The organism is Telluria sp. GW821-FHT07G12 (assembly GCF_059418525.1).
The window spans coordinates 199,362-213,903 of sequence record NZ_JBWKQA010000007.1; the positions used below are offsets into that span (position 1 = coordinate 199,362).

The following is a 14,542-nucleotide window of genomic DNA, read 5'->3' on the forward strand; positions in this document are numbered from 1 at the left end:
GGCGGGAATGACGTTTTATAGTTCGCGGTGAACTTGGAGGCTACAGCTTGCTGGCATTCTCCCGGCCAACCCAATACAGCAGCACGATCAGCGCCGCATACGGCAGGATCGACAAGGCATCCGCGCTCACGCCGGCAAAGAACGGGTTCGCCGCCTCGGCCCACTTGCCCATCATGTTGTCGAAATCCGTCAGCACGCCCGCCGTGATGGCGATGATGATGCCGGCCAGCGCACCGCCGGCGATATAACCCGAAGCGAGCAAGGTGCCCGAGCTACGGTCGCCCGCGGCCTGCAGCTCTTCCTCGTTCAAGGACGCATACTGCGGCAGCTTGTTGTTGCGGCGGTCGACCGCCCAGCGGATCAGGCCACCGATCGCGATCGGCAAGGTCGACACCAGCGGCAGATAGACGCCCACCGAGAACGCCAGCGACTGGATGCCGGCCATCTCCAGCACCACCGCGATCATCACGCCGAACAGCACCAGGGTCCACGGCAGCTGCTGGTCGAGGATGCCCTTGATGATGTAGGACATCAGCACGGCCTTGGGCGCGTCGTACTTCTTGACCTCGGAGCCGTCAGGGCGGGTGTGGAACTGGCCGTTGATGCCCGGGTCGACCAGGTAGGCCAGCGAGCCGTCGTCGCGCACCAGGTATTTGCCGGCCGGGCCGCCTGCGGTATCAAGCTTCTGCCAGACTTTATAGGTCGCGTGGTCGCTCGACGCCTGCGGGCCCTGCAGCTGCGCGGTCTGGGTCAACTTCGATGCATCGGTGGTCACGTGCGGCGCCACCTGCGCGGCCGGCACGTACACGGTGCCGGCATCGTTCAACTTCAGCAGGATGGGACCGAGGATCAGCGCCGATGCGAAGGCGCCGGCCAGGATCGCATACTGCTGCAGGCGCGGCGTGGAGCCGACCAGGAAGCCGGTCTTCAGGTCCTGCGACGTGGTGCCGGCGTTCGACGCGGCGATGCAGACGATGGCGCCGACCGACAGCGCGGTCACGTAATAGCGGCCGCCGGTCCAGCCCATCACCAGGAAGATCAGGCAGGTGAACAGCAGCGTCGCCACCGCCATGCCCGAGATCGGGTTCGAGGACGAGCCGACTTCGCCGGTCAGGCGCGACGACACCGTCGAGAACAGGAAGCCGAACACCAGGATCAGCAGCGCGCCCAGCAGGTTCATGTGCAGCGGCGTGGCAAAGGTGATGACGGCGATAATGGCCAGGCAGCCGATCACCACCCACTTCAGCGGGATGTCCTGATCGGTACGCAAGGTGGAATCGCCGGTCGAACCCGACTTGAAGCCGGACAGGCCGCCCTTCAGGCCATTCCAGATCGTCGGCAGCGAACGCACCAGGGAAATCAAGCCGCCGGCGGCCACGGCGCCCGCGCCGATATACAGCACGTAGGCGCTGCGGATGTCGTCCGGGCCCATGTCCTTGATCAGCGTCGTCCCCGGGGCCAGCGGCACCGTCAGCAGGTCGCCGAAAAATTTGATCATCGGGATCAGGAGCAGATAGGACAGCACGCCGCCGGCCGCCATCGTCATTGCGATGCGCGGACCGATGATGTAGCCCACGCCCAGCAGCTCCGGCGAGATTTCGGCGCCGATCGACCCAGCCTTCAGTGGTGCGCCGAAGATGAAGTTGACGGTGTCCTTCCACAGCTTGAGCGAAATGTTCAGCGTTTTATACAGCAGCCCCAGGCCGAAGCCGCCGAAGATGATGAAGGCGCGCTGGCGCGCTGCCTTCTCTTCATCCGAGCCTTCCAGGCGGATCTCGCCGGCGGCTTCGCGCGACGACGGCGTGGCGGCGGCCTTCAGCACTTCCGCGCAGGCCGTGCCTTCCGGATATTTGAGCTCGCGGTGCTGGTCTACGATCATGGTGCGGCGCATCGGGATCATCATCAGGATGCCGAGCAGGCCACCCAGCACGCCCACCAGCATCACGCGCGAGATCTCGAGGTCGAAGCCGAGGATCATAATCGCGGGCATGGTCACGCCCAGGCCGAAGGCCAGCGATTCGCCGGCCGAGCCGGCGGTCTGGGTGATCGAGTTCTCGAGGATGGTCGATTCGCGCCCGCCCGCCTTCTTGGCCATGCCGAACAGGGTGATCGCGATCACCGCCACCGGGATCGAGGCGCTGACCGTCAGCCCGACCTTCAGCACCAGGTAAAGCGAGGAAGCGCCGAAGATCATGCCCAGCACCGTGCCCATGATCAGGGCGCGCCAGGTCAGCTCGGGCAGGTGTGCGGAGGCCGGAATATACGGCTTGACCGCGGGCGGATGGGGATCGTACGGCATGCTCTTCCTCGGGAGGTATCGTGTTTCTGGACGGCAGGGACCGCTTGGCAGTCCCTTTCATAGACGCTGAGGGCGCACTATGGCACATGCCGTAATGGAAGAAAAGCGGATTATAATTTTGACGTAGACCGTGTTTACGCCCTGTCGGCACGGCGATCTGCCGGTCATCTGACCGTCATCAGAGAGTTCACGTTTTGGCAACTACCAGTAAAACACCCCGCCGCGCGTTCAGCGGCATCCGCGGATTCATATTAATCGCCCTCGCCGCCATCCTCCTGCTCGTCGCGGGGGTGGTCGGCTACGTCCTGTTCCGCGTCCTGCCGAACGTGCCGGCGCTGGACGCCGTCACCGACTACCGGCCCAAGATCCCGCTGCGCATCTACACGGCCGACAAGGTCCTGATCGGCGAATTTGGCGAGGAACACAGGGACTTCGTCCCGATCAAGAAGATCCCCGACCTGATGAAAAAGTCGCTGCTGGCGATCGAGGACGCGCGCTTCTACGAGCACGGCGCGATCGACTTCCAGCGCGGCGTGGGCGCGGTGGTCGCCAACCTGCGCCACGGCTTCGGCGCCGGCGGCGCCTCGACCATCACGATGCAGGTCGCGAGGAATTTCTTTCTGTCGCGCGAGAAGCACCTCGGCCGCAAGGCCAACGAGATCGCGCTGGCCTACAAGATCGAAGCGGCGCTGTCGAAGGACGAGATCCTCGAGCTGTACATGAACCAGATCTACCTGGGCCAGCGCGCCTACGGCTTCTCGAGCGCCGCACGCACCTACTTCAACAAGAACCTCGACCAGCTCAGCGTGGCCGAGATGGCGATGCTGGCCGGCCTGCCGCAGAACCCGTCGCGCCACAATCCGGTGGCGAATCCGAAGCGCGCGCGCGAGCGCCAGCACGCGGTGCTCAAGCGCATGCGCGAGCTGGATTACATCACGGAAGACCAGTATCAGAAGGCGCTGAACGAGCCGCTGCGCGTGAACACCCGCGGCCAGGAATTCGACACGCACGCCGAGTACGTGGCCGAAGCGGCGCGCCAGGCGGTCTACAACCAGTTCAAGGAAGAGGCCTATACCAAGGGCATCCGCGTCTACACCACCATCCTGAAGGCCGAGCAGGAAGCTGCCTACAACTCGGTGCGGCGCAACGTTTTGGCGTATGACCAGCGCCATGGCTACCGCGGTCCGGAAGGCCGCGTCGACCTGCCCGACGATCCGGTCGAGCGCGAAGATGCGATCGGCGAGGCGCTGGGCAAGCGCCCCGTCAGCGACGGCCTGATCCCGGCGGTGGTGCTGGCCGCGTCGCCCAAGGCGGTGCGCGTCGAGACCATCGATGGCGACGACGTCAACATCACCGGCGCCGGCCTGAAGTTCGCGGCGGGCGCGCTGGCCTCGAACGCCAAGGAAGAGCGCCGCATCGCCAAGGGCGCCATCGTGCGCGTGGCCAAGGATGCGAAAGGCAACTGGGCGATCACCCAGGTGCCGCAGGTGGCCGCGGCCTTCGTCGCCATCGACAGCAATACGGGCGCCTACCACGCCCTGGTCGGCGGTTTCGACTTCAACCTGCAGAAGTTCAACCACGTGACCCAGGCCTGGCGCCAGCCCGGTTCCGGCTTCAAGCCCTTCATCTATTCGGCTTCGCTGGAGAAGGGTTATTCGCCGGCCACCCGCATCCTCGACGCCCCGCTCGACATGCCGGGCGAGAATGCCGGCGCCACCTGGTCGCCGCAGAACGACGACTTCAAATGGGACGGCCCGATCACCATGCGCCGCGCGCTGGCCGAGTCGAAGAACGTGCCTTCGGTGCGCCTGCTGCGCGCGATCTCCGTGCCCTACGCCCATGAATTCATCGGCAAGTTTGGCTTCGACGCCGCGCGCCAGCCGGCCAACTACACGATGGCCCTGGGCACCGGCGCCGTCACGCCGCTGCAGATGGCCGGCGCCTACGCGGTGTTCGCCAACGGCGGCTACCGGGTCGAGCCCTACCTGATCGCGCGGGTCGAAGACGCCGACGGCAAGGTCATCGCCGAGGCCAAGCCGCCCGCAGCGAAGCAGGAAGAGCAGCGCGTACTGGATGCGCGCAACGCCTTCATCACCGACACCATGCTGCGCGACGTGACCCGCTACGGCACCGGCGCCGCCGCCACCAAGGAACTGGGCCGCAGCGACATCGCCGGCAAGACCGGCACCACCAGCGACGCCGTCGACGGCTGGTTCTCGGGCTATGGCGGTGGCGTGGTGGCGGTGGCCTGGATGGGCTACGACGATCCGAAGTCGCTCGGCGGCCGCGAGTTCGGCGCCACCCTGGCGCTGCCGATCTGGATCGACTACATGCGCGTGGCTCTGGCCAAGCGCCCGCAGGAAGAGCGCGTGCAGCCGGAAGGTGTGGTGCGCGAGAACGACGACTGGGTCTACGCCGAGTTTGCCGAGAGCCCGGTCTTCACCGGCATCGACCTCGACCAGCAGCCGGCCGCCGATCCCAACGCGCCTGCCGACCCGAACGCGCCGGCCGATCCGAATGCGCCGCTACCGCAGCCGGCAGCCCAGCCGCAAAAGGAAAAACAGCAGCTCCAGAACAGCCTGTTCTAAATCCGGCTCCAGCAATAGACCCAAAGGCCCCGCTCACCCCGGGGCCTTTTCTTTTTGCGAAGCAGTTCGTCACAAATACAGTTTTTATTATGAAAATTGCCACATGTCGGTGGGTTTTATCCTACATGCATGGCCGGACTCATCCTATTTTGAACGCCGGCGCTCCACTCCATGATGTCAATTAACCACTGAATTAGGAGCAGTTCATGAAAACTTATCAAAGCGCAATGCTTGCAGCGTTGATGGCAATGAGCCTCGCCGCTTGCAGCTCGACCAGCACCCGCAACGACATGCCCGACTCCTCGCCGACTTCCACGTCCAGCAGCAGCGGGGAAGGCAGCTCCAGCGGGAGCAGCGCAACCGGCACTTCGAGCTCGGGCACCATGGGCACTTCAGGCAACGGCGCATCGGGCACCTCCAGCTCTGGCACCTCGGGCAAGACCGGCACTTCGGGCCGCGGCGACTGGGGCACTTCCGGCAGCGGCACCTCGGGCTCGGGCACTTCCGGCACCACCAATTCCGGCACTTCCGGAACCGGCACGCGCTGAGGTGAGACATGAAGAAGATTACTAGCGCACTCCTGGGCGCGGTGCTGGCCTTCGGCCTGGCCGCTTGCAGCTCGACCGGTACCGACAACAGCTCCCTGGGCAACAGCGGCCGCGGCACCAGTTCGTCCGGCGACAACTCGGTCACCGATGGCTCTTCGACCGGCGCCGGCACGGCGCCCGGCTCCAGCACCATGGGCGCTGCCACCGGCACGACGCCGTCGACCACCAACCGCAGCGGCAGCACCGTCAACGGCGCTACCAGCAGTAACCCTGCGGGCACCACGCCATGACCACGGCGGGGGCGGCCACTGGTCGCCCCATTACTTTCACCGCAAGGCGGATCCCAGGTCCGCTTGCCGCTTTCATGAGTTAGAAGAGGAACACCAAATGAGGAAGGTCCACAGCGTATTCATCAACACCGGCCTGTTGTTCAGCCTGGTGGCCTGCAGCACCGCGAACACCACCGCCCCCGACAGCTCGACCGGCGGCTCGTCCACCGGCACTGCAACCGCAACCGGCTCGGCGGCGGCCAAGGGCAACTCCGACGCCAACGGCACCGGCAAGCCTGCCGGCGGCACCTCTGCCAGCGGCAGCAGCGGCACCCAGGGCACGACCGGCGCCGTGATCGACGACACCACCGGCGCGCAGAAGCCTGCCACCGGCACCAACGGCCAATAAAGCCTCAATCTGATTCAACGCGGCAGTCCGGCTTGCCGCCGCCCCTCGGTTAGAATGAAGCCTGGTTGACTCGAGGGCCCAGGCGATGAAAAACTGGATTGCGCGGCTGTTCGGCGGCGGCACGCCTGCCGTATCCGCAGAACCCGCCGCGGCGCAGGCCGCCGTGGCGAATGGGGACGCGCAGTCCGCCGGCGCAGGCCTAACGGCGCCGCAACAGAACCAAAGCCGCGACCGCGGCCAGGACCTCTGGCGCTGCCTGAGCGCCGGCGCGACGGCCTCCGCGCCCACCCCGCAGGCGCTGGCGCATGCCCAGCTGGTGCTGGCAGAACTGGATCGCCTGATCGACACGCCTTCGGATGCGGAAGGCCTGGTGCCGCGCGTCCCGGAAGTCATTCCCCAACTGCTGCGCAGCCTGCGCGACGAAGATGCGTCCAGCGCCGACCTGGCGCGCCTGGTGGCGCGCGACCCGGCCCTGGTCGCGGAACTGATCCGCGAAGCCAACAGCCCCTATTACCGCTCGTCCAGCCAGGTGCGCACCATCGATGCCGCCCTGCTGGTGCTGGGCCGGAATGGCTTGCGCATGCTGCTGGCGCGCGCCGCCTTCCGCCCGCTGATCGGCATGCAGGGCGGGCGCCACAGCCGCCAGGCGGCGCCGCGCATCTGGAACCATACCGAAAACTGTGCCCTGGCCGCCAGCCTGCTCGCCCCAGGCTACCGCGCCGATCCCTTCGAAGCCTACCTCGCCGGCCTGATGGACGATCTCGGCCTGATCGTGGCCTTCCGCCTGTTCGACGGCGTGCTGGAAGCCGACGCCCTGCCCCAGGATCCGGCATTTGTGGGCGCCCTGCTGGCGCGCACGCGCACGCTGGCGGCGCGCATCGCCCTGCAGTGGGAAATGCCGCCGCCGATCGCCGCCGCGATCCTTGGCGCCGGACGCGCGGACGCGACCGGGCTGGCAAGGGCACTGGCCGAGGCCGAACGGCTGGCCTGCCTGCGCATGACGATGGACCAGGGCATCCAGGCTGCGGACGATCCGGCCGCGAGCGGCGCCGACGACGAGCAGGCGCGGGTCTTCGAACGGCTGGTTGGACTATAATTCCCGGATGCCTTTCGACCTGAAAAAACACCTCCCCAAGCCCGGACAACGCTTCGCCCTGCCTCACCTGCACGGTTCGTCGGACGCCTACGCGCTGGCGCTCGCCGCGCTCGAGCTGAAGGCGAACAAACAGATGCTGACCGTGATCGTGGCCAACGCCAGCGACGGCCAGCGCCTGCTGGACGAAATCCCCTGGTTCGCGGACGGCAAGCTGGCCTGCCACCTGCTGCCGGATTGGGAAACCCTGCCCTACGATGCGTTCTCGCCGCACCAGGACCTGGTGTCGGAACGCCTGGCCACCCTGCACGAGATCCGCAACGGCCAGTGCGATGTGCTGGTGGTGCCGGCCACCACCGCGCTGGTGCGCCTGGCGCCGCCCTCCTTCCTGGCGGCCTACACCTTCTTCTTCCGCCAGGGCGAGAGCCTGGACGAAGCCAAGCTGAAGGCCCAGCTGACCCTGGCCGGCTACAGCCACGTGACCCAGGTGATGTCGCCGGGCGAGTACTCGGTGCGCGGCGGCCTGATCGACCTGTTCCCGATGGGCTCCGCGCTGCCCTACCGCCTCGACCTGTTCGGCGACGAAATCGAGACCATCCGCACCTTCGATGCCGACACCCAGCGCTCGCTCTACCCTGTCAGGGAAGTGCGCCTGCTGCCGGGCCGCGAGTTCCCGATGGACGAGCAGGCGCGCACCGCCTTCCGCGGCCGCTGGCGCGAGCGCTTCGAAGGCGATCCGAGCCGCTCGCCGGTCTACAAGGACATCGGCAGCGGCATCGCCTCAGCCGGCATCGAATACTACCTGCCGCTGTTCTTCGAGCAGACCGCGACCCTGTTCGACTACCTGCCGGAGGAATCGCCGCTGGCCCTGGTCGGCGACATCGAAGGCGCGATCCAGCGCTTCTGGGTCGATACCGAGTCGCGCTACAAATTCCTGAAGGCCGACCGCGAGCGGCCCATCCTGGAGCCGAAGGAGATCTTCCTCGGCGCAGAGGATTTCTTCGTCTGCGCCAAGCCGCACGGGCGCTGGGCCATCGCCCGCGATCCGTCGCAGGGCGCATCCGAGCTGTCGGCGCCGATCCCGGACATCGCCGTGAATCGCCGGCTCGACGACCCGCTGGCCAACCTGCGCGCCTTCCTGGCCAGGACCGACGCCAAGGTGATGATCTGCGCCGATTCGGCCGGCCGCCGCGAGACCCTGCAGCAGTACTTCAACGAATACCGGCTGGACCTCGCGTCCGTCGAAGGCTATCCGGGCCTGTGCGCATCGGATGCGAAGGCGATGCTGGGCGTCGCCCCGCTGCAAGCCGGCTTCGAGCTGATGGACGCGAAGTGCGGCCACTTGATCTTCATTACCGAGACCGAGCTGTATGCCGGCGGCGGCAAGCGCGTCGGCAAGAAGAAGCAGGAAGCGACCTCGCAGGTCGAATCGATGGTGCGCGACCTGTCGGAGCTGAAGATCGGCGACCCGGTGGTCCACATCAACCACGGCATCGGGCGCTACATGGGCCTGATCAGCATGGACCTGGGCGAAGGCGACACCGAGTTCCTGCACCTGGAATACGCCAAGGAGACCAAGCTCTACGTGCCGGTGTCGCAGCTGCACGTGATCTCGCGCTACTCCGGCGCTTCGCCGGAAGACGCGCCGCTGCACACCCTGGGTTCCGGCCAGTGGGACAAGGCCAAGCGCAAAGCGGCCGAGCAGGTGCGCGACACCGCAGCCGAGCTGCTCAACCTGTACGCGCGCCGCGCGGCGCGCCAGGGCCACAGTTTCGAATACTCGGCGGTCGACTACGAGAACTTCGCCCAGAGCTTCGGCTTCGACGAGACGCCGGACCAGGCGGAAGCCATTGCCAACGTCATCAAGGACATGAGCTCGGGCCGTCCGATGGACCGCCTGGTGTGCGGCGACGTCGGCTTCGGCAAGACCGAGGTCGCGCTGCGCGCCGCCTTCATCGCCGTCATGGGCGGCAAGCAGGTCGCGATCCTGGCGCCGACCACGCTGCTGGCCGAACAGCACGCGCAAACCTTCAGCGACCGCTTCGCCGACTGGCCGGTCAAGATCGCCGAGCTGTCGCGCTTCCGCACCGGCAAAGAGATCAACAACGCGATCAAGGGCATGGCCGACGGCACCGTCGATATTGTGATCGGCACCCATAAACTGCTGTCGCCGGACGTGAAGTTCACGCGCCTCGGCCTGGTGATCATCGACGAGGAGCACCGCTTCGGCGTGCGCCAGAAGGAAGCGCTGAAGGCGCTGCGCGCCGAGGTCGACGTGCTGACCCTGACCGCGACGCCGATTCCGCGTACGCTGGGCATGGCGCTGGAAGGCTTGCGCGACTTTTCCGTCATCGCCACCGCGCCGCAGAAGCGCCTGGCGATCAAGACCTTCGTGCGTAGCGAAGACGGTTCCATCATCCGCGAAGCCGTGCTGCGCGAGCTGAAACGCGGCGGCCAGGTCTATTTCCTGCACAACGAGGTCGAGACCATCGAGAACCGCCATTCGATGCTGCGCGAACTGGTGCCGGAAGCGCGCATCGGCGTCGCCCACGGCCAGATGCACGAGCGCGACCTGGAAAAGGTGATGCGCGACTTCGTGGCCCAGCGCTTCAACATCCTGCTGTGCACGACCATCATCGAGACCGGCATCGACGTGCCGACCGCGAACACCATCATCATGCACCGCGCGGACAAGTTCGGCCTGGCCCAGCTGCACCAGCTGCGCGGCCGCGTCGGCCGTTCGCACCACCAGGCCTACGCCTATCTGCTGGTGAACGACGCGCTGAACCTGACCAAGCAGGCGCAGCGCCGGCTGGACGCGATCCAGGCGATGGAAGAACTGGGCAGCGGCTTCTACCTTGCCATGCACGACCTGGAAATCCGTGGCGCCGGCGAGGTGCTGGGCGAGAACCAGTCCGGCGAGATGCTGGAGGTCGGGTTCCAGCTCTACTCCGACATGCTGAACGAGGCCGTAAAGGCGCTGAAGGCCGGCCGCGAGCCCGACCTGGCGGCGCCGCTGTCCTCGACCACCGAGATCAACCTGCACGTGCCGGCCCTACTGCCGTCCGATTTCTGCGGCGACGTCCACGAGCGCCTGTCGATTTACAAGCGCCTGGCCAACTGCGAAACCCAGGACCGCATCGACGACATGCAGGAAGAGCTGATCGACCGCTTCGGCAAGCTGCCGGATGCGGTGAAAGCCCTGATCGAAACGCACCGCCTGCGCATCTCGGCCAAGCAGGTCGGCATCGTCAAGATCGATGCGCATGCGGAAGCGGCCAATCTGCAGTTCATGGAAAAGCCGCCCATCGATCCGATCAAGATCATCACGCTGATCCAGAAGAACCGCCAGATCAAGCTGGCCGGCCAGGACAAGCTGCGCATCACGGCCGCGATGCCGGACCTGCAGGCGCGCGTGAACCAGGTCAAGCAAACCATCAAACAATTATTAGCCTGAGTTAGACATGTCCAAGAAACTGATCCTCCAGGGCCCCACGGCCGATGCGGCCCTGCTCGCGCAAATCGCGCAGCTGGCCAAGCCGCAAGCCACTACCGCCATCCATGCGCACGCGCTGCGCTGCGACGGCTTTGAATTCACGCCGGAGCTGAAAGCGAGCGTCGAAGCAGCCGCCGAAGCAGCCGGCGTCGACGCCACCTTCATCGATGCCGAGCGCAACCTGGCCGACTTCAAACTGGTGGCGATGGACATGGACTCGACCCTGATCACCATCGAGTGCATCGACGAGATCGCCGACATGCAGGGCTTGAAGCCGCAAGTGTCCGCGATTACCGAGGCCGCCATGCGCGGCGAGCTCGATTTTGCCGAGAGCCTGAAGCGCCGCGTGGCCCTGCTGGAAGGCTTGCCGGTCGAGGCGCTCGGGCGCGTCTACGAGGAGCGCCTGCGCATCTCGCTGGGCGGCGAAGCGATGCTGGAGGCCGTCAAGGCGGCCGGCCTGAAGACCCTGCTGGTGTCGGGCGGTTTCACCTTTTTCACCGAGCGCTTGCAGACCCGGCTCGGCCTGGACTACGTGCACGCCAACGTGCTCGAGGCCGAAGGTGGTGTGCTGACCGGCCGCGTGGTGGGCGGCATCGTCGACGCCGAGGAAAAAAAGCGCACCGTGCAGCGCGTCTGCGACGAACTCGGCATCGATACCCGCCAGGCGATCGTGATGGGCGACGGCGCCAACGACCTCAGGATGATGGGCATTGCCGGCCTAGCGCTGGCCTTCCGCGCCAAGCCGGTGGTGCGTGCGCAGGCCGATGTGGCCTTGAATTTCACGGGCCTGGACGGATTGCTGGCGATTTTGTCCTGAACGAAAGCTGCTCCACTTTCGATCTGGCGATACCTCTGAATCTCTTCACGGCGGCGTGAGACGAAGCGCGGGCCGCGCGGTCTAACGCTCGTCCATTCCGAGGAGATCCCCATGAGACCGAACGAGCATGCCGACCGCGACGGCGCAGCAGACGATGTTCCGTCCAACCCGCCACGCCGCGGCTTCCTGCGCAGCGGCCCCGCCCTCGCCGCCGCGCTGGCGCTGGCGCCGCTGCACGAATTACAGGCCGCCGATATCTGGACCGCCACCTGGGGCGCGGCCCCGGCCGGTCCGCCCCCTAGCGCATCGACGATGACCTTATCGAGCCAGACCCTGCGCCTGATCGTGCATGCCAGCGTGGCCGGCAGCCGGGTACGGATCCGGATCTCGAACGAGATGGGCAGTACGCCCCTGACGATAGGCACGGCCCGCATCGCGCTGCGTTCGAGCGGCGCCGTCAACGTGGCCGGCACCGACCGCCAGTTGCTGTTCGGCGGCCGCAGCTCGGTGACGATCGCGGCCGGCGCCGCGGTGTTCTCGGACGGCGCGAATCTCAACGTGCCGCCCTTCTCCGACCTGGCCGTCAGCCTTTACCTGCCGGGCTCCACGCGCGTGACCACGCTGCACAACGTCGCGCTGCAGACCAGCTATGTGTCGACCGCAGGCGACCACAGCGCCCTGCAAAGCCTGCCGGTCTCGCGCAGCATCGCGACCTGGCCCTTCCTCAGCGAGGTCGACGTCAGCGGCCTCTACTCCGGCCTGAGCGCGCTGTCGTCCGTGGTCGCGCTCGGCGATTCGATCACCGACGGCCAGGCCAGCACCGCCAACGCCAACCGGCGCTGGCCGGACATGCTGGCGCGGCGCCTGCAGCTGGAGCTGGGCGTGACCGGGAATATCGGCGTGGCCAACCGCGGCATCAGCGCGAACTCGCTATTGAAGGACTATCCGGAGGCGATGCTGGCCGGGCAGAAGGCGCTGGCGCGCTTCGACCGCGACGTGCTCGCCACCGCCGGCGTGCGCTGGCTGATCGTGCTCATCGGGATCAACGACATCGTCTACAGCTCGGGCTCGAGTCCGATCCCGGTGAGCAGCTTGATCTCCGGCCACCAGCAGCTGGTGAGCCGGGCGCGGGCGCGCGGCATCAGGGCCATCGGCGCGACGCTGACGCCCTTCGAGGGCCATACCTACTACACGGCGGCGCGTGAAAACGTGCGCAAGGGCCTGAACGCCTGGATCCGCACTAGCGGCAACTACGACGCCCTGGCCGACTTCGACCTGGCCCTGCGCGACCCGGCGCGGACCACGCGCCTGCGATCCACCTACGACAGCGGCGACCACCTGCACCCGAACAATGCCGGCTACCAGGCGCTGGCGCAGGCGGTGCCGATCCACCTGTTCGGCTAAGAGACTAAGGGTTCACAGAAGGCGAACGCTTCAGACAGCGCAGCGCGAAGGTCGAGCGCGTGTGGCGCACGCCAGGGAGTTTATACAGCTTCTGCCGCAGGAAGCTTTCGTAGCCCTCGGTGCCCGCCACCGCCACCTTGATCAGGTAATCGTATTCGCCCGACAGCAGATAGGCTTCCATCACTTCCGGCAGCTCGGCCAGCGCATCCGAAAAAGCCTTGAAGATCTCGTCGTCGTGGCGGTCCACCGTCACTTCGATGATCACGGTGTCGGGCACGCCCATGCGGCGCTGGTCGAACACGGCCGCATAGCCGGTGATGAAACCGGCCTCCTCCAGCGCCTTGACCCGGTGCCAGCACGGGGTCGGCGACAGGTTCACGGTGTCGGCCAGTTTCTGGTTGCTGATGCGGCCGTCGCGGCTCAGGGTGCGCAGGATGTGGCGGTCGATATCGTCGAGCTGGCCGTCCTTCATGGCAGGGCTTCCTTGTCTATACAAGCTTGGTTAAAGATAGTTCTTCCGCATTTTAGCCCAAGCGCAAAAGATTCTTCCATATCCGCACTGTGAAGCGGGCGGAACAGAAGCACATTTTTTGTGCGCTGCAGTATGATTTCCCGGCATTTCATTAAGGAGTTTTGTAGTGTCGGAAGCAGTATCCCGCGGCGGACTCGGTGTCCAGGGCGCCGCCTTCAATGCCGAATTGCCGCTCATGCTGGTCACCCCCGCGCTGTTCGCCGCCAACCTGGTGGTCGCACGCTGGGCCCAGGCCGCGGACATTCCCCCGGTCTTCCTCGCCTTCGGCCGCTGGGCCCTGGCTTTCCTGATTCTCGTGCCGTCAAGCGGCCCGCGCCTGTGGGCGTTGCGCGGCACCCTGCGCGCCAACTGGCCGCGCATCCTGCTGCTGTCCATGCTGGGCATGGGCATGGCGGTCGCCCCGCAATATATCGGCGCGCGCCACACCGGCGCCGCCAACGTCGCCATCATCCTGGCCGCCTGCCCGGCGCTGGTCACCCTGGTCGAGCGCCTGGTCTGGAAGGCGCCGCTGGGCCGCCGCCAGGGCTGGGGACTGATGGTGGCGATCGCCGGCGTGCTGGTGGTGCTGTCGAAGGGCGACCTGGCCGCCCTCGGCCAGCTCCAATTCGGCCGCGGCGACCTGTGGGTGGTGCTGGCGGCGATCGGCTGGTCGCTGTACACGGTCTTCAATAAGCGCCTGCCCCTGCCGCCGCTGCCGGCCACCGTCAAGCTGGCCGCCCTCATCGGCGGCGGTGCGCTGGTGCTGGCGCCGTTCGCGGCCGTCGAGGCCTTGAGCGGCGATCTGCCGAACTTCGGCGACGGCCGTCTGTACGTGGCGCTGGGCTTCCTGGCCGTCGTCCCCAGCCTGGGCGCCTACTTCTGCTTCGACCGCCTGGTGGCGGTGGCCGGCCCGGCGCGCGCCAGCATGTCGGTCTACCTGATCCCGCTGTTCGCCACGCTGGCGGCCTGGCCGCTGCTGGGCGAGGCGCCGCACCTGTACCATGCGGCCGGTTTCGGCATGATCCTGGTGGCGGTGGCGCTGGCTAGCCGCCGCCGTCGCAGCTGAGACCCAAGTTTCAAGAAAGTGCACGACTGTAACAGCCTGTAA

11 protein-coding genes are annotated in these 14,542 nt (G+C 66.5%); 9 read left to right on the plus strand and 2 right to left on the minus strand.

What is annotated here, in order from left to right:
* Window positions 1-40 precede the first annotated feature (40 nt).
* Window positions 41-2,299, minus strand: coding sequence for an OPT family oligopeptide transporter (locus AC07PE_RS23185; protein WP_498768933.1), 2,259 nt, complete (start codon window positions 2,297-2,299; stop codon window positions 41-43).
* A gap of 194 nt (window positions 2,300-2,493) precedes the next feature.
* Between AC07PE_RS23185 and AC07PE_RS23190 the strand changes: the two genes are divergently transcribed.
* The 8 genes from AC07PE_RS23190 to AC07PE_RS23225 all read left to right on the plus strand — a co-directional run bounded on the left by AC07PE_RS23190 (window position 2,494) and on the right by AC07PE_RS23225 (window position 12,923).
* Window positions 2,494-4,887: a penicillin-binding protein 1A gene (locus AC07PE_RS23190; RefSeq protein WP_498768935.1), complete on the plus strand. Its 2,394-nt coding sequence runs from the start codon at window positions 2,494-2,496 to the stop codon at window positions 4,885-4,887.
* 206 nt (window positions 4,888-5,093) lie between these two features.
* Window positions 5,094-5,435, plus strand: a complete 342-nt coding sequence (locus AC07PE_RS23195) for a hypothetical protein (protein WP_498768937.1) — start codon at window positions 5,094-5,096, stop codon at window positions 5,433-5,435.
* A gap of 8 nt (window positions 5,436-5,443) precedes the next feature.
* The gene (locus tag AC07PE_RS23200; RefSeq protein WP_498768939.1) at window positions 5,444-5,725 is read left to right on the plus strand and encodes a hypothetical protein; all 282 of its coding nucleotides are present in this window, start codon (window positions 5,444-5,446) and stop codon (window positions 5,723-5,725) included.
* Between the two features lie 97 nt (window positions 5,726-5,822).
* Window positions 5,823-6,113 carry a hypothetical protein gene (locus AC07PE_RS23205; protein WP_498768941.1) on the plus strand — a complete coding sequence of 97 codons (291 nt, stop codon included), beginning with the start codon at window positions 5,823-5,825 and terminating at the stop codon, window positions 6,111-6,113.
* Between the two features lie 85 nt (window positions 6,114-6,198).
* Entirely contained in the window at window positions 6,199-7,209 is a 1,011-nt protein-coding gene (locus AC07PE_RS23210) for an HDOD domain-containing protein (RefSeq protein WP_498768943.1), read from the plus strand.
* A gap of 7 nt (window positions 7,210-7,216) precedes the next feature.
* Entirely contained in the window at window positions 7,217-10,663 is a 3,447-nt protein-coding gene (mfd, locus tag AC07PE_RS23215) for a transcription-repair coupling factor (RefSeq protein ID WP_498768945.1), read from the plus strand.
* 7 nt (window positions 10,664-10,670) lie between these two features.
* Entirely contained in the window at window positions 10,671-11,519 is an 849-nt protein-coding gene (gene serB / locus AC07PE_RS23220) for a phosphoserine phosphatase SerB (protein WP_498768947.1), read from the plus strand.
* 111 nt (window positions 11,520-11,630) lie between these two features.
* A complete protein-coding gene (locus AC07PE_RS23225; protein WP_498768949.1) occupies window positions 11,631-12,923 on the plus strand; it encodes an SGNH/GDSL hydrolase family protein in 1,293 nt (430 codons plus the stop codon).
* Window positions 12,924-12,927: 4 nt separating this feature from the next.
* Here the strand turns inward: AC07PE_RS23225 and AC07PE_RS23230 are convergent, their stop codons facing one another.
* Window positions 12,928-13,395, minus strand: a complete 468-nt coding sequence (locus tag AC07PE_RS23230; RefSeq protein ID WP_498768951.1) for an Lrp/AsnC family transcriptional regulator — start codon at window positions 13,393-13,395, stop codon at window positions 12,928-12,930.
* Window positions 13,396-13,561: 166 nt separating this feature from the next.
* Here AC07PE_RS23230 and AC07PE_RS23235 point away from each other — a divergent pair, with 166 nt between their 5' ends.
* Complete coding sequence (locus AC07PE_RS23235; protein WP_498768953.1) at window positions 13,562-14,500, plus strand: DMT family transporter; 939 nt, start codon at window positions 13,562-13,564, stop codon at window positions 14,498-14,500.
* Window positions 14,501-14,542 lie beyond the last annotated feature (42 nt).

Excerpts from the sequence above, each read along its gene's own strand:
- AC07PE_RS23185 (WP_498768933.1), bottom strand. The coding sequence starts at position 2,299 with ATGCCGTACGATCCCCATCCGCCCGCGGTCAAGCCGTATATTCCGGCC.
- AC07PE_RS23195 (WP_498768937.1), top strand. The coding sequence starts at position 5,094 with ATGAAAACTTATCAAAGCGCAATGCTTGCAGCGTTGATGGCAATGAGC.
- AC07PE_RS23200 (WP_498768939.1), top strand. The coding sequence starts at position 5,444 with ATGAAGAAGATTACTAGCGCACTCCTGGGCGCGGTGCTGGCCTTCGGC.
- AC07PE_RS23205 (WP_498768941.1), top strand. The coding sequence starts at position 5,823 with ATGAGGAAGGTCCACAGCGTATTCATCAACACCGGCCTGTTGTTCAGC.
- AC07PE_RS23210 (WP_498768943.1), top strand. The coding sequence starts at position 6,199 with ATGAAAAACTGGATTGCGCGGCTGTTCGGCGGCGGCACGCCTGCCGTA.
- mfd (WP_498768945.1), top strand. The coding sequence starts at position 7,217 with ATGCCTTTCGACCTGAAAAAACACCTCCCCAAGCCCGGACAACGCTTC.
- serB (WP_498768947.1), top strand. The coding sequence starts at position 10,671 with ATGTCCAAGAAACTGATCCTCCAGGGCCCCACGGCCGATGCGGCCCTG.
- AC07PE_RS23225 (WP_498768949.1), top strand. The coding sequence starts at position 11,631 with ATGAGACCGAACGAGCATGCCGACCGCGACGGCGCAGCAGACGATGTT.
- AC07PE_RS23230 (WP_498768951.1), bottom strand. The coding sequence starts at position 13,395 with ATGAAGGACGGCCAGCTCGACGATATCGACCGCCACATCCTGCGCACC.